The following is a 22,578-nucleotide window of genomic DNA, read 5'->3' on the forward strand; positions in this document are numbered from 1 at the left end:
CATGAGGATTCTCGTCGCCAACGTCAACACCACGGCCTCGATGACCGATGCGATCGCCGAGTCGGCGCGCGGTGTCGCGTCGCCGGGTACTGAAATCGTCGGCATCACGCCACGATTCGGTGCGGACTCGTGCGAAGGGAACTTCGAGAGCTATCTCGCGGCCATCGCCGTCATGGACGCGATCACCTCGTACTCCGAACCGTTCGACGCCGTGATCCAGGCCGGCTACGGCGAGCACGGCCGGGAAGGTCTGCAGGAGTTGCTCGACGTCCCGGTGGTCGACATCACCGAGGCGGCGGCGTCGACGGCGATGTATCTCGGACACAAGTATTCGGTGGTCACCACCCTCGACCGCACCGTCCCCCTGATCGAAGACCGTCTCAAGCTCGCGGGACTCGATGCACGATGCGCGTCGGTGCGGGCGTCGGGCCTAGGTGTGCTCGAACTCGAGTCGGATCCGGACCGGGCGGTCGAGGCGATCGTCCGCCAGGCACGCGAGGCAGTCGAGAACGATCACGCCGAGGTGATCTGCCTCGGCTGCGGCGGCATGGCCGAACTCGAGGAGAAGGTGACGGCCGCGACCGGCGTCCCGATCGTCGACGGAGTCCGCGCCGCGGTCACCATCGCCGAAGGGCTGGTCCGGATGGGCCTGTCCACATCGAAGGTCCGTACCTACGCGAACCCCCGCAAGAAGACGGTCATCGGGTGGCCATTCCGGTTGTAGCCCAACGTCTTAGAGCATGATCTGCCGGTTGACGTCCTTGTACAGCAGGTAGCGGAAGTTCGACGGCCCGCCCGCGTAGCACGCCTGCGGGCAGAAGGCGCGCAGCGAGAGGAAGTCGCCTTCCTGGACCTCCACCCAGTCGCCGTTGAGGTGATAGACGGCTTTGCCTTCGAGCATCAGGAGGCCGTGTTCCATCACGTGGGTCTCGGCGAACGGAATGGTCGCGCCGGGCTCGAAGGTGACGATGTTGACGTGCATGTCGTACGCGAGATCCTGTGGGTCGAGCATGCGCGTCGTACGCCATTTGCCGTCGGTCCCGGGCATGGCCGACGGCGCGATGTCCTGCTCGTTACCGAACTTGACGGATGCGGTGTGGCCCGCGATGGCTTCATAGCGCTTGCGGATCCAGACGAACGTCGCGTCGGCGTCGCCCGTGTTGTGGGCCGACCAGTCGGTGCCCGCGGGAAGGTAGGCGAATCCGCCCTCGGTGAGGATGTGCGATTGGCCTGCCGCGTCGACGGTGAGCGCACCGGACGTGATGAACAGGAAGCCCTGCACCTCCGGTTGCGGCTCGGGTCGCTGCGCCCCACCACCCGGCTTGACCTCGACGATTGCCTGGTAGTACGTCGTCGCTCCGCCGGCGACCGGACGGTTGATGATCCATGCCCGCGTATCGGTCCACTCCGGAAGCACCGAGGTGACGATGTCGGAGAGGACGCCACGCGGGATCACCGTATAGGCCTCGGTGACGATGGCGCGGTCGGTCAGCAGATCGGTCTGCGGGGGCAGTCCGCCGCGGGGCGTGTAGTACGACGCAGTGGTCACTGATTGCTCCTGGTTGTGCGGCCGAGCGCGATATCACGCACGGTGGAGATCGGGAGATCGGTAGCTGCCTCGATCTCGTCGACGGTCAGGGCGCCGCACACGCTGCCACGGTGGATCACGTTGCCGAGTGCGCGAGCGGTGGCTGGTTCGTCCATGACGGTCGAGTCGAGTTGATGGACGTAGTTGCGCAGGCGCGTCGCGGCGGGCGCAAAGGCATCACGGTAGAACGCGTAGGTCGCCAGGTAGCGGGTGACGAGTTGGGCGGGATGCATGTCCCAGCCCTGGTAGATACCGCGTTCCAGGTGTCGCCGGACGAGGCGCGCGTGCAGCTTCCACGCCGTGGCCACGTTGTCGGGGTCACCGACCGGGAGGATGTTGGTCGAGCCATCGGACAGGTGCACGCCGGTGCCGGCGACGGCGAGTTGCATGACGTTCTTGGCGTGGTCGGCCGCGGGATGCTCCATCGACTGGTAGGCGGCGGCGATACCGAGGGACGCCGAGTAGTCGTAGGTCCCGTAGTGCAGCGAGCTGACGCGGCCCTGGCCGGCGTGGATGAACCGGGCAACGGGTGCGCGGCCGTCGGCGTCGAGGATCGCCTGCGGTGTTTCGACCTGCACCTCGAAGCGGATGCGGCCGGCCGGCAGTCCGTTCGCCCCTTCAAGGGCGCTCGCGACCGCGACCATCGCTTCGACCTGGTCGACGGAGGTCACCTTGGGGAGGGTGAGGGTGAGGCCATCGGGGAGGCCGCCGGAGTCGACGAGTCCGCTGACGAATATGTCGAGCGTGCGCAATCCGCGCGCCCGGGTGCCCGCTTCGAAGCACTTGAAGCGGGTGCCGACGAACGGCGTGGAGGTGCCTGCGTCGAGCGCGATCCGCAGCGCGGCGATCGCCTGTGCGACATCGGCGTCCTCGGTCGCATCGTCGAAGGTGCCGTAGCCGTCCTCGAAGTCGATGCGGAGGTCTTCGATCGGCTCGGTGGTCAGCTTGTTCTCGACAAGGGCTGCGAGAGTCTCCGGAGCGCAGTCGGTTCCGCTGCTCGCACCGACGAGCGAGGCCACGGCGTCGAGGCCGCCGGCGTTCTCCGCGGCTGCGAGAGCGGCGGATCCCCAATTGGCGGGCATCGTTGCCGAGTACCGGTTGCCCGGGATGTAAACGGTGTGGACGGGCTGTCGACGGCCGTCATCGCCGGGGTATCGGGTGCCCAATTGAGCGTCAGCGTTCGAGAGGCGGCGGTCGACGTCGGCCAGCACCGCACCGTCGAGGCGACGAGTCACAGGTGCCCCTTTCCTGGCTGGAAGTCTCCGCGCCACATAAATTCCACCATGTGGAGTTTAACGCGCGGCTCCGGGCTCCGGTTGCATGTTCTTCCAATGGTTACTTATTCCGTATTGCGGAACTCTTTTTGAGTGTGTTGGATGGAACGAAATTCATCGGCGGGAAGTGGTTCGTATGGCGGAGAGATCGGGCGGCGTCCAATCGGTGGAGCGCGCGTTCGAGCTGATGGAATTGATCGGACGGGCGGGAGGGGAGTGCTCACTGACGGAATTGTCGGCGGAGTCTCCGCTGCCACCACCGACGATCCACCGCCTCCTGCGCACGCTGGTCGGACTCGGATACGTGCGCCAACTACCGAATCGCCGTTACGCCCTGGGGCCGAGGCTGATTCGACTCGGCGAAGTGGCGAACCGACAGCTGGGCGCGGTCGCCGATCCGGTGCTGCAGTCGTTGGTCGACGAACTGTCAGAGACGGCGAGTCTCGCGGTGCTCGACGGTGACATGGTGATCTATACCGGACAGGTTCTGTCTTCGGAGCGGACGCGGACGAACAATGAAGTCGGCAAGCGCATCGGCCTTCATACGTCTGGCGTGGGTAAGGCTGTGTTGAGCGAATTGGACGATGCCCGGATTTTGAAACTGGTGACGCAGTCCGGACTTCCCGCACCGACCGAGAACAGTGCGTCGACTCTTTCTGCGGTGTTCGCGAACGTCGAACGCGTGCGCACCGACGGCTACGCGATCGATAATGAGGAGCACGAGATCGGCGTTCGCTCCATCGCGATGGCGGTGCCRGGGGCCCCGACCCCGATGGCGATCGGCATTTCCGGCGCATCGAGTCATGTCGACGAGGATGTGATCGCTCGCGCCATTCCCGCACTGCAGAAGGCAACCAGCGTCATCTCTGAAGYGTTGATCGGCGCTCGGGAGCAGTAACTCTCTTCGACTGGAATGCCTTGTGCAGGAGGATGCTTCGCCTCCGTGACTCTATGACCTGGTTGCGACCCGAGTGTCGACGTCGACATCCACGTCGTCGTCGGCGCCAGCCGGCGTCCGGATGTCGAACGAGTACCGCTGGCGGCCGTCATCGAACTCAAGCGCCCACGATTCGACCGACCCGGGCACCAGCGCGGTCGCAAGGCCCAATGCGTCCGCCGGGTCGAGCTTCCGCGGGTCGACAGCCACCGGAGCCGATGACTCCTGATCTCGCTCGTCGGCGATCACCCGCGCGGAGTTCGCATCGATCTTGATCTCGCGCTGCTCAGTGTTGTTCTGCGAGTCGATTTTCCACACCCAGGCATTCGCGGGCCGGTCGAACTCAAGCTCGATTTTGGTAATGGTGCCGCCGGGCGCGGTTTCATCGGCCACCGCGAGCGCACGATTGAGGTCGACGGGGAACGTCGCCGTGGCGAGGTCGACGTCGGGCCCCGGCGTCGCTGCGGCCGCTGTCGTCGATGTGACGGTCGCCGAAGGAGCGCCGGTCGATGTCGACTCCGAGCTCGACGTTGTGTTCGTGGCCGGGTCGGCGTTCGTGCCGCCGCCATCGGACGAACATCCTGAAAGCAGTAGGACGCCGGCGGAAGCCAGCGCTATCAGCGATGCGCCTGACACGGCATGCGTAGTCATCCTCTGCGTATATCCGGAGAAGGTGTCTCACAAACGGGCGAGTACCTGGATCCTTTTGTCACTGTGACGTTTTGCGGGCTCACGTGCGCAGCTGGACGAACCGCCGCCGGTCTGCTGCGAGGATCAACCGGGGGATAGCCGACGGTCGCGACGGGCGTCTGCACCGTGTGGGGCGATGATCCGAATGGTGGCCGCGTATCTGTCGGACCTGGACAGCGACCGTTTCGTCGGCCGGGACTTACGCACTCCGAAACCCGCCTTCGTCACCGTTCTTCGTTATCGGCTACTCCCGGCCCAAGGGACATTATCGTCACAGTGACGAATGCCCCGAGAGCGGCTGCTCGGGCGCTTGCGGAAGGCACGGTTTTCGGTCGCTGCGATCGGGGCCCGAAACCCCGAGCAGCCGCGGAATTGGGCCGCGGTTTCACCATGTCCGGTTGACCCATGTTGAAAGTGCCGCAACGCGAACACGCGGGATACGCGGGTAGCAGTCGAGCTTTCACGATGTGTGCCAACTGGTTCCGGCCGGACAGCAAGCACCTCTCGAACGTTCACCCAGTTCAGATTTGTGCCGATAATCTACATTATGTCAAGTTAACTACCGAATATTGCACTGCGCACCAATGGGCTTCAACTCCGCTCCGCTCCACCACACCCTGCCCTAGCTGATAGCGCCCGGTTCCAGCGCCCACCGATGCTGGAAGGGCAATACCTCGGCAGCGATCTCAAAATCAGCGTCGTAGTGCAGCAGTGTCACATCATGGGCGTTGGCAAGGGTGGCGATCAGTAGGTCTGCCATGCCGACGGCACGATGACGACCGGTGCCGGCCAGCGACCGCTGCGCATCCAACGCCGCCTGCCAGTGTTCATCGTTGGTCGGCAGGTACTCGTATGCGAGGCGGCGATCTGACCATATCTGGGCGTAGTCCGCGGCGGACCGGGCGCTGTAGAGCGCCTCGGCATCGAGCTGAGCGGTGGTTGCGACCAATCCGGCCTCGATAAGCGGAGCAAGTCGGTCGGCGACCTTGGGGTTTGTCATCCGTGCCGCGGCACTGGTGTCGATGAGATACCGCGCGACTACCGCCACACATCACCTCGTTTACCAGGGTCAGCCATCTCCCCCATACCGCCAGACTTCAACCATGCGATCTGGCGAGCGCGTGCAGACGCCGCTGCAGCCTGCTGCAACGCGATGCGGACGGTATCTGATACGCCGGACGTCTTAAGTTCCTTTTGCGCGGCGGCCAACAGGTCGTCATCGAGGTCAATTAAGCGCTTGGTCATCTCGCCACCCTCACGTATATACGAAGTCTTGATTGAGTATATACGTGCGTCCCCAGTTGGCTGGCCTGGCTGCTTTCCCGCGAACGTGTGGTCGATTGTGCGATAGCCTCTGACCGAACATGGTCGATTCTGCCCTGGTCGGCTTCCTGGCCCGTAAGGTCGCCGTGCGGCCAGAGTTCCTCGCGCAGGCGCCGATCGACGACGTCTGTAGTGTTAGCGAGCACATCTCGCCGAGCGTGCCCGATCGGCTTGAGCGCTGCGCCCACAACTCCGCCGGGTTCTACGACAGCGAGGCTCTAGCGTCGAGCGTGGTGCCCGAGGCCGAGCGGTACGCCTACACGCTGTTCGCATACCGCGCGGTCTGCATCCGCTTCGACGACGGGAGCAGTGAGCCATGGTCGCCCGCCGATGAGTGGCCCGGCCTACCCGCCAGCCCTGATCTGTCGGCATACGCGCCGATCGGCTACGACATCGTCAACACCAGTTTCTGCGGGTGGTTTGAATGCTCGCCCCTGTCGTGCAACAGCATGGCGGACCAGCAAGCCGTCAACGAACATTGCCTAGTCGATGACTTCGAAGTGGCGATGGAGTTGGGCAGCTTGTTTGCCGACGAGGCCGCGAGGGTGGAGCCTGGACCCTATCATGTGGTCCAGGTGCTGCAACGGATGAGTCCACATGGCAGGGCTTGAGGTGGCCGTGGCTTTCACCAGCGATCGTGAAAGCGCGATCTGAGACGATGTTGGATAGAAGTGTAATCAGTCGTGCATCAATAACTTTCGTAGACTGAAGCCCACGGTCTAGGGATCCGAGTTCTGCTACCCGGGTGCGTGTCGGATCAGCCGCAGCTGCCGAAACGGCGACATCGTTTACGATCTTCGAACTGCTTCGACCCCAACGACGACACCAACACGACGGCATTCGACGTCACTAACGCGGACAACGGGTCCACTACCCAGAAGCATATGCAGTAATCGAATATGCAGGATTTCCAGAAAAGTACGCCGTGTTCATCAGACGTCGCGTCAGACGAGTTCGATCACGTCGGCGATGGATTCGAACACCCGGCTGGGCCGGAACGGATAGCGCTCGATCTCCTCGCGCGTCGTCGAGCCGGTGAGCACCAGGATTGTCTCCAGCCCGGCCTCGATGCCCGCAACCACGTCGGTGTCCATCCGATCGCCGATCATTACGGTGCCTTCCGAATGGGCATCGATGCGGTTCATCGCGCTGCGGAACATCATCGGATTCGGCTTGCCGACGAAGTAGGGCTCCCTGCCGGTCGCCTTGGTGATCAGCGCGGCGACCGAGCCCGTGGCAGGCAGAGGACCCTCCGCCGACGGACCGCTCACGTCGGGGTTGGTGGCGATGAAACGCGCCCCGCCGAGAATCAGGCGGATCGCCTTGGTGATGGCCTCGAACGAGTACGTGCGCGTCTCTCCCAGCACGACGAAGTCCGGACCGACGTCGGTCAACGTGTAGCCCACGTGGTGCAGCGCCGTGGTCAGGCCGGCCTCGCCGATCACATAGGCCGAGCCGCCCGGCAGCTGGTCGTGCAGGAAGGCCGCCGTCGCAAGGGCCGAGGTCCAGATCGACTCCTCGGGCACAATCAGGCCCGACCGCGCCAACCGGGCCGCCAGGTCACGTGGCGTGAAGATCGAGTTGTTGGTGAGTACCAGGAAGGGCCGCTGCCGGTCGGTGAGCGCCTGGAGGAACTCCGCGGCCCCTGGCAGGGCGTGCTCCTCCCGGACCAAGACGCCATCCATGTCGGTCAGCCAGCACTGCGGTGTGGTACTCATGCGTCCAGTCTCGCAGGTACTGCCGCCGCGTCTGATGTGGTCAAAGAAGTCACAAGATCCTCATCAGCGCTGTTTTCGCAGAGCAGCGGCAACGCCAGTGGCGCCTACCCGCCGACAACCCCGGTGTGGCCCTTCAGCGAACAGAGCACGCGCATCCGGATCGTCTCGAACATCGCTCGCATTGACCCTTGCTTGTCAGTCGAGATCGAACGCGTGCTGGATCGCCGTTGTCAGCGATTCCTCTTGATCAGGAAGAAAGAAGCCAATCTGACGGCCCAGTGCCGCAACCGGGATCGTGACAATGTTGTCGACGCTGACGACGGAATCTTTCTCGAGCCCGTTACGCACACCTACTGGAACTTCGGTCGACAGGCCGCGAACTGTTCCGGTGATCGGTGCCACGGTGACCCTGGTGAGGTGGGGCCGCACGAGCTCCCGAGTCAGGATCAGAACCGGCCGAGCCTTGTCGAGCTGGGCGACGTGTATTGGTCTCAATCGATATCCAGCTCGAAGGTGGACGTATGAGCAGCGAGCTCGTCGAAGTCATCGTCCGCGGTGGTGGGCTTGGCGAGAATCGCCGCATCGCGAGCAGCGATCAGACGGCGACGCTCGCGTTCGAGCGCTTTGAGCACAAATGATGCGCGGCTCTCGACGTGCCGTTGGTCCACTTCCCTGTCAATGAAATCGACGACTTCGTTCGGAAGCCGAACGGCAATCTGCTTGCTCACAGCGCAATGGTACCGATGTGGGATGCAGAACGCTACCGCTGATTACCGAATGTGACGCTCGCGCGACTCAATGCCCGCTCGTCGAACGCACGACTGGCTCTCAAATGAAGACAAGCCCAACCATGCCGTTGGCCGCGATAACTACCACCATTTGCCGCGGTAGGACAACTGACTGACTGACGGAGCGATCCACTCGCGCCGTAGGCTCACGGCGTGCCCAACGTGACCCTGGCCAGCCCCGCGTCAACGGCGGGCCTGACGGTCGGGCTGATGGCCTATGCAGCGTTGATCCTCGTCGGTATCGCGGTGGCGATCTTCTACGCACGCCGGCATCGCCGGACCGGGGCGATCGCCGCCGCGGCGATGGTCGGGGTGCTCACCCTGGGCGGGCTGGTTATCGCAATCGTCAGCAGTGTCGCGTGAACCGTTACTCCCCCACGAAGCGCGAGACGTCCACCATTCCGCTCAGCGGAAATAGGGTTCCACCGTGCCGCTGAGCTTCACGACCATGGGATTTCCGCGGCGATCCTTCGCGGTAGGGACTTCAACGCGCACCCATCCCTCGGCCACGTTGTATTCGTGGACATTGGTTTTCTCGACGCCATTGAAGCGAATACCCACGTCGCGGCGAAGCGCCTCTTCGCTATAGAAGGCACTGCGCGGATCGATCGAAAGGTGGTTCGGTGGAACGTCTGTGCTCTGGTCCTCGGACATGATGGCCTTCGTTGAATAGTGCTTCAGGTGCTCGGATTGTTCTCAGAGAATCTACGCGACCGGCCGGCAAGCAAGCTGGCCGCCATCAGCACAGCCATGACCTGACCCAGCGCGTCAGGACCAGAACGGATCCCTGCCATTCCAGGCAACGAGGCGGTCGATGCGAGGGGCGTCGTCGGAGATCGGGACAGCCTCGGCGAACGGGACGGCGACCGCGTCGAGGCCCCTTGCAGCCGAGATCTGCTCGTAGAGAGCCCGGCGATTCTCGGCCGGCAAGATCCGGCGAGCGCCGTCGAGCGCCGCGGCGACCACTGTGTCGTCCCAGTCGGGCTGCTGACCGGTCGCCGTCGCAAGGTCCCACGTGTGGACGGTCAGCTCGGAGAAGTAGGAAGCCAGCACTTCGGCGCCGCTACCTTCGATCCACGGCAGTGCCATGGGTCGTTCGAGCACGGCGTCATCGCTCCAGGCATCGGCGGCGCGTCTCCCCGACTCCCGCCACACATCGCGCCAGCGATCCTCGGCCACAGGGGTGTCGGTGACCGCGAGCGGATCTGCGCCGTCGCCGAGCGCGGCAACTCGGTCAAGCACGCCGACGAGGTGGGCGAGCAGTGCTCGCACGTCCATGTCTGGGCAGGGCGTCGGGTCCGCGAGTTGCTCCGGCCGCACGCCGGCGACGACGGACCCGCCGGTAGTGATGGCACGGGCGAGAATCGGGCGGGGGTCCGTGGTGCTGGTGGGTGTGTTCATGGCGCGATTGTGCCGACCTAAACCGGTCACCTTGTGGCCGGTTTGATGTGGGAGTGTGGTTGCATGCGAGCCGACCGGCTAGTGGCTGTCCTCCTCCTGCTGCAACGGCGCGAGCGCGTCACAGCATCGGAGGTCGCTCTCGAGTTGGAGGTGTCCGAGCGCACCGCCCGCCGCGACCTCGAAGCGTTGAGCAGCGCCGGGGTGCCTGTGTACGCCGTGCCGGGCCGAGGGGGCGGGTGGCGCATGCTGGGCGGCGCTCGCACCGATCTGTCTGGGCTGACAGCGAGCGAGGCTCGCGCGCTGTTTCTGGTTGCCGGACCCGCCTCGACCGCCACCCCGAACGTGAAGGCAGCTCTGCGCAAACTCGTACGCGCGCTGCCCGAGCCCTTCCGCGAGCAGGCCGAGACCGCAGCGGCATCCGTCGTCGTAGACCCGCGGCACTGGGGAGCCGGCCAGCCCGAGCCTCCACCACCCCGGTTCCTGGAGGAACTTCAGGAAGCGGTGATCCGCGGTGTCCAGGTAAGACTCGGCTACGTCGACCGCATGGGCTCGGAGACCGAGCGGACCGTGCACCCACTGGGCATCGTGGCCAAGAGGCCGACGTGGTACCTGGTCTCCCAGACGGAGGCCGGTCGGCGGACCTTCCGGATCGACCGTGTCTTCTCAATCGAGTTGACCGACGACGCCGTCAACCGACCAGACGGATTCGACCTTGCCGAGAGTTGGCGAGAGATCGCCGACGAGGTCGATCGAAAGCGCACTCCCCTCGCGGCCCGGGCCATGTGCGCTCCCGACGGGCTCAGCCTGCTCCGGATGGTGCTCGGGACCCGCCTCGAGGTGGGTGGTTCCGCGCCCGACGGCCGGATCGAGATCGTGATCCGTGGCCGCGACGAGTACGCCCTCGCGGGCGAACTTGCCTGGCTCACCGAATGGCTCGAAGTCACCGACCCACAGGGCGTGCGCGATCACCTCGCTTCGATCGGCGGCGCGCTTGTGGCGCGCTACAGCTGAGCCGGGCGTCACCCGCTGYGCGACAGCGAACTGCGCTCTGCTCGGCTGACCAATCATCCCGACCTGTGCAGATGGGAATGGTTTCGCACTGAAGGCGTTTTGGAATCCACTTCGTCGGGCAAGATCAACTCATGCGAAATCTTCTACGCCGTTCCACCATCGCCATTCTTGCGGCCGCCCCGATCGCTGCCGGCTCGCTGTTCGGAGCCGGGATCGGATCGGCAGAACCCCCGAATTGTGTCAACGGACAATTCTGGGATCCGATCACCAATACCTGCCAGACGCCACGCCCGGCGGAGAACTGTGCGCCCGGTCAGTATTGGAACGCCCTGTCCAATGTCTGCCGGCCGCTGGGCCAACTGTAGCCCTCAATCCTTGACACGCTTGTCATTATCCTCGCGGATATTGGCATTGCTGCCACTGGAGTGGGTGGATCGTGCGCGAAACACTGGGATAGACCCGCGCGCCCAGAACCACGTTGAGGAACACCTAGATGACTGACTTGATGAAAGCCGTTGTGCTCGCCCGTTTCGGAGGGCCCGATGCTTTCGAGCTGCGCGAGGTCTCCGTACCGGCCGTCGGACCCCGCCAGGTACGGGTGCGCGTTCACGCGACCGCCGTCAACCCGCTCGACTATCAGATCCGTCGCGGCGACTACGCGGACAATGTGGCGCTACCGGCGATCATCGGGCACGACATCTCCGGCGTGATCGAGGAGGTCGGATCCCACGTAACCGAGTTCCGCGCCGGTGATGCGGTGTACTACACGCCCCAGATCTTCGGCGGCCCAGGCTCATACGCCGAGCAGCACGTCGCCGACGTCGACCTCGTCGGCCGCAAGCCGGAGAACATCAGTCACCTTGAGGCGGCGAGCCTGACCCTCGTCGGCGGCACGGTCTGGGAAGCCCTGGTGACGCGGGCTCAGCTCGGCGTGGGCGAGACAATCCTCATCCACGGCGGCGCGGGCGGGGTCGGCACGATCGCGATCCAGGTCGCGACGGCGATCGGCGCACGGGTGATCACCACCGCGAAAGCCGGCGACCACGAGTTCGTGCGCTCACTCGGAGCGGATGCGGCGATCGACCACACGTCGACCGACTACGTGGATGCAGTGGCCGAGATGACCGCAGGCAACGGGGTCGACGTCGTCTTCGACACGATTGGTGGCGACGCGCTCACCCGAAGTCCGTTGACGCTCGCAGACTTTGGGCGCGTCGTCAGCATCGTTGACATCGCGCAGCCGCAGAACCTCATCGAGGCGTGGGGCAAGAACGCGGCCTATCATTTCGTCTTCACCCGACAGAACCGAGGAAAGCTGGACGCGCTCACCACGCTGGTCGAGCGTGGTCTGGTGAAACCGGTCATCGGCGCCACGCTTCCGCTCGCTCGAATGGGTGAGGCTCATGAGCTCATGGAGAACAGGCGGTCGTATGCACTCCGCGGCAAGGTCGCGATCGACGTGGCCGGTGACACCGCCACGCTCCCCCCTCGCATCTCGTAGCAGTCAACTCCGCCCGGAGAAGGTGGCTCGGTACTCCGACGGGGACACATCGAGCAGCCTCCGAAAGTGCAGTCGCAGGTTCGATCCGGTTCCCAGGCCGACCTGCTCCGCGATGCGGTCGACCGAAAGCCTGGTGCTCTCCAGGAGTTCGCGGGCGGTGTCGACCCGCGCCCGGAGGATCCACTGCAGCGGGGTGCTGCCGGTCTCTTCGGTGAAGCGCCGCAGGAACGTTCGGGGCGACATCCGTGCGTGTGCGGCGAGCCCGGCAATCGTGAGCTGTTGGTCGAGCCGGGTCATGGCCCATTCGCGTGTCGCGGCAAGGGTTTCGCCATGGGCCGCCGAGTTGGTCTTCGGCAGGTACTGGGCCTGACCCCCGGTCCGGTAGGGCGCGGTGACGAGCCCTCGTGCGAYCTCGTTCGCCGCGCTCACGCCGAGGTCGCAGCGAACGATGTGCAGGCACAGGTCAAGACCGGCGGCGGCGCCCGCCGAGGTGAGAATGGATCCCTCGTCGACGAAGAGCACGTTCGGCTCGACCGTCACGTCCGGGTACCGCGCAGCGAGCTTGTCCGCCGCATCCCAGTGCGTCGTGGCCCGCAGACCGTCGAGCAGCCCGGCCTCCGCGAGGGCGAACGCGCCGTAGCAGATCGACGCGATGCGCGTCCCGCGAGATGCGGCGCCCTGAAGCGCCTCGCACACCTCTACCGGTATCGGCCGACCGGCCGGGGCGTACCCCGGGACGACGATCGTGTCCGCGGCGGCCAGTGCGTCCAGGCCTCGCGGGACGGCGTAGCCGAAGCTCCCGTGCGACGGCACCGTCCCGGCGATGACCCCGCAGGCCGACACCTCGTACGCGAACCCCGTCTCCGGATGGAAGACCTCCGCCGGGATTCCGACATCCAGCGGGAGCGCACCGTCGAGCACGAGGACCACCACCTGATGCGGCCGCTGCATCACCCGACTCCGATCCGGCCGACGCGTGCCGACCGCGTCATCATCCTCGCATGTGTGCGCCTTGCTGCCAGCCCGTGCGGCATCGGCCTTCAGGGCGGCACCGCGTTGTCGTCACCATGACTTGTCACGTAATCGCGTGGCGATCCACCAAATGCCAGACTCGGACTGTGGATACCAGGGAGACAGTCAACGAACTGCTGCGGCGCATCACGGTCGGTGACCCCGCGAACATCGCCGAGCTCTATGCCGAGCAGATCTCGTGGAAACTGAATTGGCCGACCGGCGACTACGCAGACGTCGTCCCGTGGATTCAACAGCGGTCCACTCGTGGCGGCGTCGAGCAACACTATCGGCTCATCGCAGAACATCACATCGCGAAACCGGGTTCTGCCGAGGTGAATTCCGTGCTGGTAGACGGGGCGGACGCCGTCGTACTCGGCGAGCTCCACAACACTGCCGCACCGACTGGTCGCAGCTACGACGCCGCCTTCGCGTTGCACCTGACTGTGGTGAACGGACTGATCACCCGCCACCACGTGTACGAGGACAGCCTCTCGGTTCTCCGAGCGTTTGCGGATTGACAACCGCGAACGATCCTCCGCCCGGCTGGTCCTTTCAGCCTCTGCTCATACGCAGGATCAGGTCCACCGTGTCCTCCGATTGGCCCCCCGGGGTCAGCACTTCCTGCAGCAGCAGGCCACGAATCGCGGCAGTGGCCACGGTGGCCATGCTCAGTGCTTGCCTGGTGTCGTGCCCTTCGCTTTCCGCCAGCGAGACCAGCATCGCGGTCAGGTCGTCGAGTGAGTCGATGAAGTCACCAAAGTCCCCCGGGCTGTACGCCGCCAGCCCCACGACGTGGAAGAAACCGCGTATCCGTGACAGCTGTTCGGGGCGGGTGTAGGTCCGCCAGATCGCGACGACGAGGTCGTCGAAGGTGCCTTGCCGAGCGGTCGCGAGGAGCGCCTCGTTGTCATGAGCTCGCTGCACCGTGAGCATGGCCGCCAAAACGCCCGGGAGCGAACCGAAGTGGTAGCGCAGCAAGGCGTGGCTGGTCCCGGCCCGGGCGGCGACCTCACGGAGCGACACCTCCGGCGAGGGAAGGGCCTGCCCGTAGGCGTCGAGAAGCCGAGCCAGCAGACGGTCGCGCGCGCCGCCTCCGCGTTCCTCACTTGACAAGAGCATGCTCGCAGTTTATCCATTGGATAGTATTTATCCAATGGAAAACCTGCCGAGTCCACCGAGCTGTGAGCCGGCCAAGTTGTGAAGGACTTCGATGAGCTCCATGTGGCAAGGCTGTCTGGCCGGCACCGACTATTTCGAGATGCGTTCTTGCGCTGGGCATGACTACGGCGTCTGGGTGACCACGCCGCCGGGCTACGACCCCGCCACGACCCAGGCACCTGTCTTGTATGTGCTCGACGGCAACTGGGCTGTGGGTCTGACCGCTCCCCTGATCGTGACCCAGATGGACCCCATGCAGAAGATCCAGCCCTACATCCAAGTCAGCGTCGGCTACGCAGGCGAGGAAGCACAGGACTGGGATCGGCTGCGCAACAGAGACTTTGTGCCACCGGGCGAGCCCATCGCCCGGGAGCTCGTCGATGCCGTGGAAATGGGCCTGCAGGCAGGCGCGCGTACCCGCGAGGAAGCCGACGCCTACCTCGCCGAATTACGCGACACCCACGCCGATGTGTTCCTGAGCTTCCTGACGACGGAACTGCACCCAAGGATCGAACGCGACTATGGCACCGCCACAAGCGGTCACGGCCTTTTCGGCTACTCCTACGGTGGACTGTTCAGTCTCTACGCCTGGCTCACCGGCGCCCCGCTCTTCGAGAGCATCGGAGCGGGCAGCCCCGGCGTCATCGCCGAGAACAGTCAGATCTTCGCCCAGCTCGATGAGATGGGCGACAGCCGGCGGGCCACCAAGCTTCACGTCACCTTCAACGACCGAGAGCTTCTCGGAGACCTGGCCGTCTACCAGAGTCTCGCGAAGAACACGGCCACGGTCCTTCACCGACTCACCTCGCGCCGCGAATCGGTCACCCGCGAGATCCTGCACGAAACGCACGTCACCGGCCTGCAGGCTTCGTTCCTCAGTTACCTCAGAACCTGCCGGCCCCTCTGAGCGTGGTTCGGGTCGGCGCAAAAAGGGCACCCGCACACCGGCGAACATTCCGGCGGGCCCAGCCCCGCCACCGAACCCGGAGGATCCGACGATGACAATGCCCAGTGACGCAGCGGATGCAGTCGAGTCCCAGGGAGCCAACGAGGGTCCGCGCGACCACAGCCAGGCCGACACCGATCACGCACCCTATGTCGATGACGAAAATGTCCCGCATCCCGGTGACGTGAACGAGGCTGACTGACCGCCGGGGCCGCCCGTCTATGTGACCGAAGGGTCTCGGAGTCGTCGCACATGTGCGATCGTCGGTTGCCGCACCGACGCATGGAGGAAGATGAGCCCCGCCACCGAATTCGACTTCGTCATCGTGGGAGCAGGTAGTGCGGGCTGCCTGCTCGCCAACCGTCTCAGCGCCAACCCCGATCACCGCGTGCTGTTGATCGAGGCCGGCGGCAAAGACGACTGGTTCTGGATCAAGATCCCGGTGGGCTACCTGTACACCATCGCCAACCCCCGCACCGACTGGTGCTTCACCACTGAGGCCGACACGGGTCTGGCCGACCGCACCATTCATTACGCGCGCGGCCGCGTCATCGGTGGCAGCTCGTCGATCAACGCCATGATCCACATGCGTGGACAGGCAACCGATTACGAGCTGTGGGCCCAAGCCACCGGTGACGACCGTTGGCGGTGGGACCGCTCCGGCGAGACATTGTCGATCTACAAAGAATTGGAAGACTACTTCGGCGGAGCCGACGACTGGCACGGTGCCGGTGGTGAGATCGCCGTCGAGCGGCCGCGGGTGCGCTGGAAGATCTTGGATGCCTGGCAGGCCGCCGCTGCCCAGGTGGGCATCGACCCGATCGACGAGTTCAACCGGGGAGACAATTCCGGCAGTGCCTACTTTCACGTCAATCAACGGCGCGGCCGTCGCTGGTCGATGGCCGATGCCTTCCTGCATCCCGTCGCCCACCGACCGAATCTCACCGTCTACACCCACGCTCAAGCCGTAAAGCTGTTGATGGACGACGAGGTCCACGACGATCAGCGTCGCGGTGCCTGGATGACGGCTCAGCACCGCGCCACCGGTGTGCAGCTGCTCAAGGACGGCCAGCTCGTCGACATCCATGCGCGCAGGGAGGTGATCCTGAGCGCCGGAGCGATCGGGTCACCGCAGCTCATGCAGGCCTCTGGTCTGGGCCCGGCCGGGCTGCTCACCCAGCACCAGGTGCCGGTGGCCGTCGATCTGCCGGGCGTGGGCGAAAACCTCCAGGATCACCTGCAGCTGCGAACGGTCTACCGGGTGCGGGGCGCCCGGACCGTCAACACGCTGTACCGGAACTGGATCACCCGTGCAGGCATGGGACTTCAGTACCTGCTGCTGCGTTCAGGACCCATGACCATGCCGCCCTCCACGCTGGGAGCTTTCGCCAAGAGCGATCCCGCGTTGGCCAGTCCGAATTTGGAGTGGCACGTGCAGCCCTTGTCCCTGACCAAGTTCGGCGAACCGCTGCACCCGTTTGGAGCCATCACTCCCTCGGTCTGCAATCTGCGACCCAGCTCGCGAGGTCATGTGCGGATAGCCGGTGCCGATCCGCTGACCAACCCCAAGATCACCTGTAACTACCTGTCCACCGACGCCGATCGTGAAGTCGCCGTGCAGGGCCTGAGGATGACCCGGCAGATCATGGCGGCGCCCTCGCTGGCCCGGTATCGCCCAGAAGAACTGCTTCCCGGCCCGCAATTGGTGACCGACGAAGACCTGCAGCAGGCGGCCCGCGAGCTCGGTACCACCATCTTTCATCCGGTGGGCACCTGCGCGATGGGAGCTTTCGACACCCGTGGTCTGCCGCGGTCGGCCGCCACGGTGCTCGACACCGATTGTCGCGTGTACCGCGTCGCCGGCCTGCGGGTGGTCGATGCGTCGGCCATGCCCACCATCACGTCCGGGAACACCAACGCGCCGGTCATGCTGATCGCCGAACGCGCCGCGCGGGCAATCCTGGCATGAGTCAGAGCCCGGCCGGTACGACCTTGTCGTTGACCGTCACCTCGACCTGATCCGTTTTCGCGTCGTACTCGATCTTGCCGTGTTCGAAGGTCGTCACCAGGAGATCGCCGACGGTGTCCTCGTCGCTGGTGGGTGCGCCCAGCGGACCCACTGAGCCGTTCTCGCCGGTGACCGCAGGCACGCCCTCCGGGTCACGCGGGACATTCCAGGCCTCCCGGATCTTGCCCCAGGTGATGTAGCCAGGCGTGCCCGCTTCGCCGTTCTTGGCAGTGATCACGCCGCCCTGAAATTGCTGGAACAGCACACCGCTCTCCCGAGCCCCCGCATTGCGGTCACCCGTCAGTGGCTTACCGAGAGCCTGCCGCTGATATTCGGTGGCCGATGCGTACTTGGCCGCAATCGGACCGGTCAGCGTCACCTCGACGTTCCGCTCCCCGATGAGCTTCACTTCGGCGGGCGGGGCTTCGGCCTCGGAGGTGGCGATCAACCCGACCTGCGGCGGCGCCGACGCGTCGACGCCACTGCCATTGCTGCAGCCCACGGTGATCGATGCGACGACGGCCAAGCCGACGACTGCCTTGTGACGGTATGTGATCGTCATCATGGCCTCACTCTCGCGTCCTTCGTCGGTGTCGGTCAAATCTGGCTGAACCGTTCGCGTCCCTTCGCGGTCCGGAATAAACACTGGGCCCGGTGAACTTGGCCCAAGAGTCGCCCTCCCCCGACTCAGGAGCATCCATGACCCGTCCCATCCGCGTCGCCGTACAGATCCAGCCCGGCGGCACACCCGACTACCGCACCTGGCGCGAGGCTGTCCTGGCCGCCGACGACCTCGGCGTCGACGTCATCTTCGGCTATGACCATTTCCACCGCCCGGCCATGAAGGGCATCGTCGATGGCAAGCCCGTCATGTTCGACGAGCAGCCCGATGTCGCGAACTTCGAGGGTTGGACCGCGCTCGCGTCGTGGGGTGAGATCACCTCACACGCTGAGATCGGGCTCCTCGTCACCGGCGTCGGCTACCGCAACGCGGACCTGCTCGCCGACATGGCACGCACCGTCGACCACATCAGCGGCGGCCGGCTCATCCTCGGCCTCGGCGCGGGGTGGTATGAAAAGGACTACACGACTTACGGTTACGACTTCGGAACCTTCGGCTCCCGTTTCGATCTGTTCGACGAGAGTCTGATCCGCATCGAAAATCGGCTCGCTGAATTGATTCCGCCGCCGGTGCGCAAGCTGCCGATCCTCATCGGCGGCACGGGACCCAAGCGCTCGCTGCCCGCCGTTGCCCGGCACGCCGACATCTGGCACGCATTCCAGGATCTCGATGCTTTCCGCAGATCCAGCGAGCGCGTCGATGAGCTGGCAGCGACGTTCGGCCGCAACGGCGCCGATATCGAACGCTCGACGCTCTGGACGAACGCCGGCAGCGCCGACGCCTTCCGAGAGGTCGGCGTCACGTTGTTCCAGACCGAACTCACCGCCGACGACGGTTATGACCTGACGTCTCTCAAGGAGGTGCTCACCTGGCGGGACAACGGGTGAGCAGGTAAGCCAACCCTGGCGTTTCGAGTCACGCTGCGAGGGGCAATCCGTCGAGGCGCACAGCCTGCGCACGCTTGCGCGATGCGGAAGCGAAGGCAATCCCCATGGGGATCACATTGGAAAGAGACTCACATGGCGCTCGACGACAATGACATCAGCACCTCGCCCGCAGACGGCGGCGAAGGCCCGGCCGACGGCGGCAGCAATCCCGAAGGCCACGACGGTGGTGCGGACGGCACCGCCGGCGGCGAAGGCCCGGCCGACGGCGGCAGCAATCCCGAAGGGCACGATGGTGGCGCGGACGGCACCGCCGGCGGCGAAGGCCCCGCCGACGGCGGCAGCAACCCCGAAGGCCACGACGGCGGCGCCGACGGCACCGCCTGAGAGTCCGTCATGCTCAGCCGTTGCATAGGCATCGACACCGATGTTTTCGCCACCGAGCATTGGGGGCAAAAGCCGCTGCTGAGCCGCTCCGGTGCGCTACCCCGCGATTTCTGCGACCTGTTGTCACCCGAGATGGTCGACGAGCTCATCGCAGAGCGCGGGGTACGCGCGCCGTTCATCCGGTTGGCCAAGGAAGGCCAGGTCCTCGCCAAGGACTGCTACCTCGGGCCGGCCGGCTTCGGCGCGGAAATCGCCGACCAGGTCGACTCGGCCAAGGTACTCGAGCAGCTCGGTTCGGGCGCCACCGTCGTTCTCCAAGGGCTGCACCGGCTCTGGCCGCCGCTGATCGAGTTCGTCCGCGACGCTGTCGACGACATCGGCCATCCCGTCCAGGCAAATGCCTACATCACGCCACCAGGCAACCGCGGCTTCGACTTCCACTACGACGTTCATGACGTGTTCGTCCTCCAGGTTTCGGGCACCAAGCGGTGGATCGTGCACGAGCCGGTGCACCGTCATCCGCTGCCCTCGCAGCCGTGGACCGATCACCGCGACCAGATCGCCCAGCGGGTCACCGGCGATCCGGTCATCGACGTCGAACTGTCCGAAGGCGACGCGCTCTACCTGCCACGCGGGTGGGTGCACGCGGCGCAAGCGTTGGACACGACATCGATTCACCTGACGATCGGCGTGGCGACGACGACGGGCTTCGATATCGCACGCGCGGTACTCGACCAACTCGGCGCTGTCGAGGAGTTCCGGGCGCCGCTCCCCCTGGGTATCAACCCGTCCGACAACGACGAAGTAGCGGCAACCGCCACCAAAGTCATCGCCCAGATCGTCGACCACCTCCGGGACAACGCGGAGATGCTGAGCACCACCGCCGCCGAGCGGTTGATCACCAAATACGGGTCACAGACTCGCGCCGAGGCGGTCCGTCCACTCGCGGTGTTGCGCGCCGCTGAGCAGGCCGACCGGGTGCGAGTTCGATGGCGCCGCGGCATGATCGCCACCATCACCGAGGAACCCGACGGCCGGGTGGCTCTGAGCTTGGCGGACAAGACCATACGATTCCCCGCTGTGTGCCTGGCCGCGTTGCAGGAACTCAGCAGTGGCAGGAACGCCGAGGCAGCGGCACTCACCGGCATGGACGCCGCCGATGGCACCGTGCTGATTCGACGACTACTTCGCGAAGGCGTGCTGGTGCCCTCCCCTGCCCAGCAGGGCCATGCCTAGGCTGAGCCGGTGACGCCTGCAAAACGCCCGCCATGCAGCGATCAGTCCCTGGCTCGCCACGAGCCGATGTACGGCACCGCCTCGGCGGGCGCGTCCTGGCTGCTGCTCGAACTGGAAGGTGGTTGGGGTCCGTCGGCCTTCCTGCAGTCACCCGGCTCTATCGACCCGACTCTGGGGCGTGCCATCGTGCGCCGTGCCGAATCGGCGGGGATGCGCATCGCCGCAATCCGGCGACACGGCCGCCGGTCCTCGAGCCCGCGATGGCGGTGGTTTGTGGCGAAGTCCGCGGTCGGCGATCACGCTCTTTTTCACGGCGAGGTCAGTGACGCACGCGACTACCTGGACCTCGATCTCGACGGCGGCGACGGCATCCGGTCAGAAGACCCGATCGTGGCTGTCTGCGCGCACGGCAAACACGATCAGTGCTGCGCGGTGCGCGGCCGGGTTGCCGCAGCCGCCATCGCCGAGCCATATCCCGAAATCGTCTGGGAGTGTTCCCATTTGGGTGGCGATCGGTTTGCCGCAACCATGCTGATCCTGCCGGAGGGTCTCTGCTATGGCCGGGCCGACAGCACCGACGCTGCCGAATTCGTACGGCTGTACTTCGACGGTAGACTCGACGACCGATACCTGCGCGGTCGCACCTCGGTCCCCCACACCGTGCAGGCCGCACAACATTTCGCCCGCGAAGCCTATGGCGACGACCGGATCGACGCCTTCACCCCGGTCACCGTCGACGCTGACGATGGAGTGGTCCGGGTTGTCCTGGCTGCCGACGCGGGCGCGGTCGAAGTCCTGTTGGACGAAGCGAAGTCCGAACCGCTGTTCTCGCAGTGCCGGGCGACGACGGCAGGTCCGGTCCGGACGTACAGTCTTCGATCGATCAGCATGTGATGCTGGAAGAAACAGTCCCTGCGCCAGCCAACTGAACGGAGCACTGCGGCCATGCCGGCCACCGTCACGACCCCGATCTCGATGGACCTGCTGCGCGGCGCGTGCGAACTCGAGCCGACAGCGCACGGTCTGCTTCCACACCGGTTGCCCGGCTGGGCTCGTGCGCAATGCGCGGACCCCCAGCTGGCGATGGCCGAATCCCAGCCCGCTGGTTGCCGTTTGGTGTTTCGGACCCGGTCGACAGTGTTGGAGCTGGATGCGCTGCGCACCCGTCCGGCCTACCGCGGCCTCCCGATGCGCCCCGATGGCGTCTACGACCTACTGATCGACGGCCGGCTCGCAGCGCAGGCCGGCCTGACCGGCGGCAACGTCCTGATGAAGGACGCCGCCACCGGTACCGAGGAACTGCTGCCCGGCGCACCCGGCACCATCCGCTTCGCCGATCTCCCCGATCGCCACAAGACCGTCGAGATCTGGCTGCCCCACAACGAAACCACCGAACTGATCGCCCTGCGGAGCAACCACCCGGTGGAACCCTGCCCCATCACCCGGCCCATCTGGCTGCATCACGGAAGTTCCATCAGCCACGGCTCCAACGCGCTCCACCCCACCGGTACCTGGCCCGCACTGGCCGCCGCCGGTGCCGACGTCGAACTGATCAACCTCGGCATGGGCGGCGCGGCCCTGCTGGATCCATTCACCGCACGCACAATGCGCGATACTCCGGCTGATCTGATCAGCATCAAGATCGGTATCAACGTGGTCAACGCCGATCTGATGCGCCTGCGCGGCTTCGGGCCGGCCGTTCACGGATTTCTGGACACCATCCGGGATGGCCACCCGACGACTCCGATCGTCGTCGTATCCGCCGTGTACTGCCCCATCCACGAAGATACCCCGGGACCGCTTGCCCCCGACTTCAGCAGCGGCACAATGGCATTCGCCGCAACCGGTGATCCTGCGGAGACCGCGGCGGGCAAACTCACCCTGACCGTCACCCGTCGCGAGCTCGCGGCCATCGTGCATCAACGGTCGGCCGGCGACCCGCACATCCACTACGTCGACGGATTGACGCTGTACGGACCCGACGACTTCGCCGAATTCCCGCTCGCCGACAAATTGCATCCCGGCCCACAAGCTCATGAGCGGATCGGCCGGCGGTTCGCAGCACACGTACGCGCCAGAACCAGGCCGTGAT

General features: G+C 65.3%; 29 protein-coding genes. 16 read left to right on the forward strand and 13 right to left on the reverse strand.

Annotated features, from left to right (window positions below):
- The first annotated feature begins 1 nt into the window (after window position 1).
- Window positions 2–724 carry an aspartate/glutamate racemase family protein gene (locus AC1DTF_RS05715; protein ID WP_477473366.1) on the forward strand — a complete coding sequence of 241 codons (723 nt, stop codon included), beginning with the start codon at window positions 2–4 and terminating at the stop codon, window positions 722–724.
- Between the two features lie 9 nt (window positions 725–733).
- Here the strand turns inward: AC1DTF_RS05715 and AC1DTF_RS05720 are convergent, their stop codons facing one another.
- Both AC1DTF_RS05720 and AC1DTF_RS05725 read right to left on the reverse strand, forming a co-directional pair.
- Complete coding sequence (locus AC1DTF_RS05720; RefSeq protein WP_477473367.1) at window positions 734–1,549, reverse strand: bifunctional allantoicase/(S)-ureidoglycine aminohydrolase; 816 nt, start codon at window positions 1,547–1,549, stop codon at window positions 734–736.
- The gene (locus AC1DTF_RS05725) at window positions 1,546–2,823 is read right to left on the reverse strand and encodes a DUF6986 family protein (RefSeq protein ID WP_477473368.1); all 1,278 of its coding nucleotides are present in this window, start codon (window positions 2,821–2,823) and stop codon (window positions 1,546–1,548) included. The genes AC1DTF_RS05720 and AC1DTF_RS05725 overlap by 4 nt, the downstream gene beginning before the upstream one ends.
- 175 nt (window positions 2,824–2,998) lie before the next feature.
- Here AC1DTF_RS05725 and AC1DTF_RS05730 point away from each other — a divergent pair, with 175 nt between their 5' ends.
- Window positions 2,999–3,760: an IclR family transcriptional regulator gene (locus tag AC1DTF_RS05730; RefSeq protein ID WP_477473369.1), complete on the forward strand. Its 762-nt coding sequence runs from the start codon at window positions 2,999–3,001 to the stop codon at window positions 3,758–3,760.
- A gap of 51 nt (window positions 3,761–3,811) precedes the next feature.
- Here AC1DTF_RS05730 and AC1DTF_RS05735 read toward each other — a convergent pair whose 3' ends face one another.
- From AC1DTF_RS05735 to AC1DTF_RS05745, 3 genes are all read right to left on the reverse strand, one after another.
- Window positions 3,812–4,450, reverse strand: coding sequence for a PepSY domain-containing protein (locus AC1DTF_RS05735; RefSeq protein WP_477473370.1), 639 nt, complete (start codon window positions 4,448–4,450; stop codon window positions 3,812–3,814).
- 661 nt (window positions 4,451–5,111) lie between these two features.
- Window positions 5,112–5,537: a PIN domain-containing protein gene (locus AC1DTF_RS05740; RefSeq protein WP_477473371.1), complete on the reverse strand. Its 426-nt coding sequence runs from the start codon at window positions 5,535–5,537 to the stop codon at window positions 5,112–5,114.
- Complete coding sequence (locus tag AC1DTF_RS05745; protein WP_059022234.1) at window positions 5,528–5,734, reverse strand: hypothetical protein; 207 nt, start codon at window positions 5,732–5,734, stop codon at window positions 5,528–5,530. The genes AC1DTF_RS05740 and AC1DTF_RS05745 overlap by 10 nt, the downstream gene beginning before the upstream one ends.
- A 119-nt stretch (window positions 5,735–5,853) precedes the next feature.
- Here AC1DTF_RS05745 and AC1DTF_RS05750 point away from each other — a divergent pair, with 119 nt between their 5' ends.
- On the forward strand, window positions 5,854–6,423 hold the full coding sequence (locus AC1DTF_RS05750) for a hypothetical protein (protein WP_477473372.1): 570 nt from the start codon (window positions 5,854–5,856) through the stop codon (window positions 6,421–6,423).
- A 333-nt stretch (window positions 6,424–6,756) separates the two neighbouring features.
- Here the strand turns inward: AC1DTF_RS05750 and AC1DTF_RS05755 are convergent, their stop codons facing one another.
- From AC1DTF_RS05755 to AC1DTF_RS05765, 3 genes are all read right to left on the reverse strand, one after another.
- The gene (locus AC1DTF_RS05755) at window positions 6,757–7,530 is read right to left on the reverse strand and encodes an HAD-IIA family hydrolase (protein ID WP_477473373.1); all 774 of its coding nucleotides are present in this window, start codon (window positions 7,528–7,530) and stop codon (window positions 6,757–6,759) included.
- Window positions 7,531–7,725: 195 nt separating this feature from the next.
- Window positions 7,726–8,025 carry a type II toxin-antitoxin system PemK/MazF family toxin gene (locus tag AC1DTF_RS05760; RefSeq protein ID WP_477473374.1) on the reverse strand — a complete coding sequence of 100 codons (300 nt, stop codon included), beginning with the start codon at window positions 8,023–8,025 and terminating at the stop codon, window positions 7,726–7,728.
- Window positions 8,022–8,258, reverse strand: coding sequence for a YlcI/YnfO family protein (locus tag AC1DTF_RS05765; RefSeq protein ID WP_477473375.1), 237 nt, complete (start codon window positions 8,256–8,258; stop codon window positions 8,022–8,024). The genes AC1DTF_RS05760 and AC1DTF_RS05765 overlap by 4 nt, the downstream gene beginning before the upstream one ends.
- Window positions 8,259–8,471: 213 nt before the next feature.
- Here AC1DTF_RS05765 and AC1DTF_RS05770 point away from each other — a divergent pair, with 213 nt between their 5' ends.
- On the forward strand, window positions 8,472–8,681 hold the full coding sequence (locus AC1DTF_RS05770; protein ID WP_477473376.1) for a hypothetical protein: 210 nt from the start codon (window positions 8,472–8,474) through the stop codon (window positions 8,679–8,681).
- Between the two features lie 42 nt (window positions 8,682–8,723).
- Here AC1DTF_RS05770 and AC1DTF_RS05775 read toward each other — a convergent pair whose 3' ends face one another.
- Both AC1DTF_RS05775 and AC1DTF_RS05780 read right to left on the reverse strand, forming a co-directional pair.
- Window positions 8,724–8,972: a DUF3297 family protein gene (locus AC1DTF_RS05775; RefSeq protein ID WP_057165359.1), complete on the reverse strand. Its 249-nt coding sequence runs from the start codon at window positions 8,970–8,972 to the stop codon at window positions 8,724–8,726.
- A gap of 114 nt (window positions 8,973–9,086) precedes the next feature.
- On the reverse strand, window positions 9,087–9,719 hold the full coding sequence (locus AC1DTF_RS05780; protein ID WP_477473377.1) for a TIGR03086 family metal-binding protein: 633 nt from the start codon (window positions 9,717–9,719) through the stop codon (window positions 9,087–9,089).
- A gap of 63 nt (window positions 9,720–9,782) precedes the next feature.
- On the opposite strand from AC1DTF_RS05780, the gene AC1DTF_RS05785 reads away from it, so the two are divergent.
- From AC1DTF_RS05785 to AC1DTF_RS05795, 3 genes are all read left to right on the forward strand, one after another.
- Window positions 9,783–10,730 carry a helix-turn-helix transcriptional regulator gene (locus AC1DTF_RS05785; RefSeq protein ID WP_477473378.1) on the forward strand — a complete coding sequence of 316 codons (948 nt, stop codon included), beginning with the start codon at window positions 9,783–9,785 and terminating at the stop codon, window positions 10,728–10,730.
- A 131-nt stretch (window positions 10,731–10,861) separates the two neighbouring features.
- Window positions 10,862–11,095: a hypothetical protein gene (locus AC1DTF_RS05790; protein ID WP_057165361.1), complete on the forward strand. Its 234-nt coding sequence runs from the start codon at window positions 10,862–10,864 to the stop codon at window positions 11,093–11,095.
- Between the two features lie 128 nt (window positions 11,096–11,223).
- Entirely contained in the window at window positions 11,224–12,231 is a 1,008-nt protein-coding gene (locus AC1DTF_RS05795) for a zinc-dependent alcohol dehydrogenase family protein (RefSeq protein WP_057165362.1), read from the forward strand.
- A 3-nt stretch (window positions 12,232–12,234) separates the two neighbouring features.
- Here AC1DTF_RS05795 and AC1DTF_RS05800 read toward each other — a convergent pair whose 3' ends face one another.
- Window positions 12,235–13,182 carry a GlxA family transcriptional regulator gene (locus AC1DTF_RS05800; RefSeq protein ID WP_477473379.1) on the reverse strand — a complete coding sequence of 316 codons (948 nt, stop codon included), beginning with the start codon at window positions 13,180–13,182 and terminating at the stop codon, window positions 12,235–12,237.
- A 167-nt stretch (window positions 13,183–13,349) separates the two neighbouring features.
- Here AC1DTF_RS05800 and AC1DTF_RS05805 point away from each other — a divergent pair, with 167 nt between their 5' ends.
- On the forward strand, window positions 13,350–13,763 hold the full coding sequence (locus AC1DTF_RS05805; protein ID WP_477473380.1) for a nuclear transport factor 2 family protein: 414 nt from the start codon (window positions 13,350–13,352) through the stop codon (window positions 13,761–13,763).
- 34 nt (window positions 13,764–13,797) lie between these two features.
- On the opposite strand, the gene AC1DTF_RS05810 is transcribed toward AC1DTF_RS05805, so the two are convergent.
- Window positions 13,798–14,364, reverse strand: a complete 567-nt coding sequence (locus AC1DTF_RS05810) for a TetR/AcrR family transcriptional regulator (protein ID WP_477473381.1) — start codon at window positions 14,362–14,364, stop codon at window positions 13,798–13,800.
- Window positions 14,365–14,455: 91 nt separating this feature from the next.
- Between AC1DTF_RS05810 and AC1DTF_RS05815 the strand changes: the two genes are divergently transcribed.
- The 3 genes from AC1DTF_RS05815 (at window position 14,456) to AC1DTF_RS05825 (ending at window position 17,318) form a co-directional block, all read left to right on the forward strand.
- Window positions 14,456–15,310: an alpha/beta hydrolase gene (locus tag AC1DTF_RS05815; protein ID WP_477473382.1), complete on the forward strand. Its 855-nt coding sequence runs from the start codon at window positions 14,456–14,458 to the stop codon at window positions 15,308–15,310.
- 91 nt (window positions 15,311–15,401) lie between these two features.
- Window positions 15,402–15,551, forward strand: a complete 150-nt coding sequence (locus AC1DTF_RS05820) for a hypothetical protein (protein ID WP_477473383.1) — start codon at window positions 15,402–15,404, stop codon at window positions 15,549–15,551.
- A 90-nt stretch (window positions 15,552–15,641) separates the two neighbouring features.
- Window positions 15,642–17,318 (forward strand): GMC family oxidoreductase, encoded by a 1,677-nt coding sequence (locus AC1DTF_RS05825; protein ID WP_477473384.1) that lies wholly within the window; start codon window positions 15,642–15,644, stop codon window positions 17,316–17,318.
- Window position 17,319: 1 nt separating this feature from the next.
- Here AC1DTF_RS05825 and AC1DTF_RS05830 read toward each other — a convergent pair whose 3' ends face one another.
- Entirely contained in the window at window positions 17,320–17,922 is a 603-nt protein-coding gene (locus AC1DTF_RS05830) for an LGFP repeat-containing protein (RefSeq protein ID WP_477473385.1), read from the reverse strand.
- Between the two features lie 134 nt (window positions 17,923–18,056).
- Between AC1DTF_RS05830 and AC1DTF_RS05835 the strand changes: the two genes are divergently transcribed.
- From AC1DTF_RS05835 to AC1DTF_RS05855, 5 genes are all read left to right on the forward strand, one after another.
- Window positions 18,057–18,866 carry an LLM class F420-dependent oxidoreductase gene (locus AC1DTF_RS05835; RefSeq protein ID WP_057165367.1) on the forward strand — a complete coding sequence of 270 codons (810 nt, stop codon included), beginning with the start codon at window positions 18,057–18,059 and terminating at the stop codon, window positions 18,864–18,866.
- A gap of 132 nt (window positions 18,867–18,998) precedes the next feature.
- Window positions 18,999–19,250 (forward strand): BatC protein, encoded by a 252-nt coding sequence (locus AC1DTF_RS05840; RefSeq protein ID WP_477473386.1) that lies wholly within the window; start codon window positions 18,999–19,001, stop codon window positions 19,248–19,250.
- Between the two features lie 9 nt (window positions 19,251–19,259).
- Window positions 19,260–20,486: a cupin domain-containing protein gene (locus AC1DTF_RS05845; protein ID WP_477473387.1), complete on the forward strand. Its 1,227-nt coding sequence runs from the start codon at window positions 19,260–19,262 to the stop codon at window positions 20,484–20,486.
- Window positions 20,487–20,495: 9 nt separating this feature from the next.
- The gene (locus AC1DTF_RS05850) at window positions 20,496–21,380 is read left to right on the forward strand and encodes a sucrase ferredoxin (RefSeq protein ID WP_477473388.1); all 885 of its coding nucleotides are present in this window, start codon (window positions 20,496–20,498) and stop codon (window positions 21,378–21,380) included.
- Between the two features lie 51 nt (window positions 21,381–21,431).
- On the forward strand, window positions 21,432–22,577 hold the full coding sequence (locus AC1DTF_RS05855; RefSeq protein ID WP_477473389.1) for a GDSL-type esterase/lipase family protein: 1,146 nt from the start codon (window positions 21,432–21,434) through the stop codon (window positions 22,575–22,577).
- Window position 22,578 lies beyond the last annotated feature (1 nt).

This window comes from Mycobacterium sp. P4_H6, assembly GCF_056400845.1.

Coding starts and splice junctions, on each gene's coding strand:
- AC1DTF_RS05715 (WP_477473366.1), top strand. CDS start 2: ATGAGGATTCTCGTCGCCAACGTCAACACCACGGCCTCGATGACCGAT.
- AC1DTF_RS05820 (WP_477473383.1), top strand. CDS start 15,402: ATGACAATGCCCAGTGACGCAGCGGATGCAGTCGAGTCCCAGGGAGCC.
- AC1DTF_RS05795 (WP_057165362.1), top strand. CDS start 11,224: ATGACTGACTTGATGAAAGCCGTTGTGCTCGCCCGTTTCGGAGGGCCC.
- AC1DTF_RS05810 (WP_477473381.1), bottom strand. CDS start 14,364: ATGCTCTTGTCAAGTGAGGAACGCGGAGGCGGCGCGCGCGACCGTCTG.
- AC1DTF_RS05745 (WP_059022234.1), bottom strand. CDS start 5,734: ATGACCAAGCGCTTAATTGACCTCGATGACGACCTGTTGGCCGCCGCG.
- AC1DTF_RS05735 (WP_477473370.1), bottom strand. CDS start 4,450: ATGACTACGCATGCCGTGTCAGGCGCATCGCTGATAGCGCTGGCTTCC.
- AC1DTF_RS05785 (WP_477473378.1), top strand. CDS start 9,783: ATGCGAGCCGACCGGCTAGTGGCTGTCCTCCTCCTGCTGCAACGGCGC.
- AC1DTF_RS05825 (WP_477473384.1), top strand. CDS start 15,642: ATGAGCCCCGCCACCGAATTCGACTTCGTCATCGTGGGAGCAGGTAGT.
- AC1DTF_RS05780 (WP_477473377.1), bottom strand. CDS start 9,719: ATGAACACACCCACCAGCACCACGGACCCCCGCCCGATTCTCGCCCGT.
- AC1DTF_RS05775 (WP_057165359.1), bottom strand. CDS start 8,972: ATGTCCGAGGACCAGAGCACAGACGTTCCACCGAACCACCTTTCGATC.
- AC1DTF_RS05755 (WP_477473373.1), bottom strand. CDS start 7,530: ATGAGTACCACACCGCAGTGCTGGCTGACCGACATGGATGGCGTCTTG.
- AC1DTF_RS05855 (WP_477473389.1), top strand. CDS start 21,432: ATGCCGGCCACCGTCACGACCCCGATCTCGATGGACCTGCTGCGCGGC.
- AC1DTF_RS05845 (WP_477473387.1), top strand. CDS start 19,260: ATGCTCAGCCGTTGCATAGGCATCGACACCGATGTTTTCGCCACCGAG.
- AC1DTF_RS05840 (WP_477473386.1), top strand. CDS start 18,999: ATGGCGCTCGACGACAATGACATCAGCACCTCGCCCGCAGACGGCGGC.
- AC1DTF_RS05835 (WP_057165367.1), top strand. CDS start 18,057: ATGACCCGTCCCATCCGCGTCGCCGTACAGATCCAGCCCGGCGGCACA.
- AC1DTF_RS05790 (WP_057165361.1), top strand. CDS start 10,862: ATGCGAAATCTTCTACGCCGTTCCACCATCGCCATTCTTGCGGCCGCC.
- AC1DTF_RS05750 (WP_477473372.1), top strand. CDS start 5,854: ATGGTCGATTCTGCCCTGGTCGGCTTCCTGGCCCGTAAGGTCGCCGTG.
- AC1DTF_RS05815 (WP_477473382.1), top strand. CDS start 14,456: ATGAGCTCCATGTGGCAAGGCTGTCTGGCCGGCACCGACTATTTCGAG.
- AC1DTF_RS05830 (WP_477473385.1), bottom strand. CDS start 17,922: ATGATGACGATCACATACCGTCACAAGGCAGTCGTCGGCTTGGCCGTC.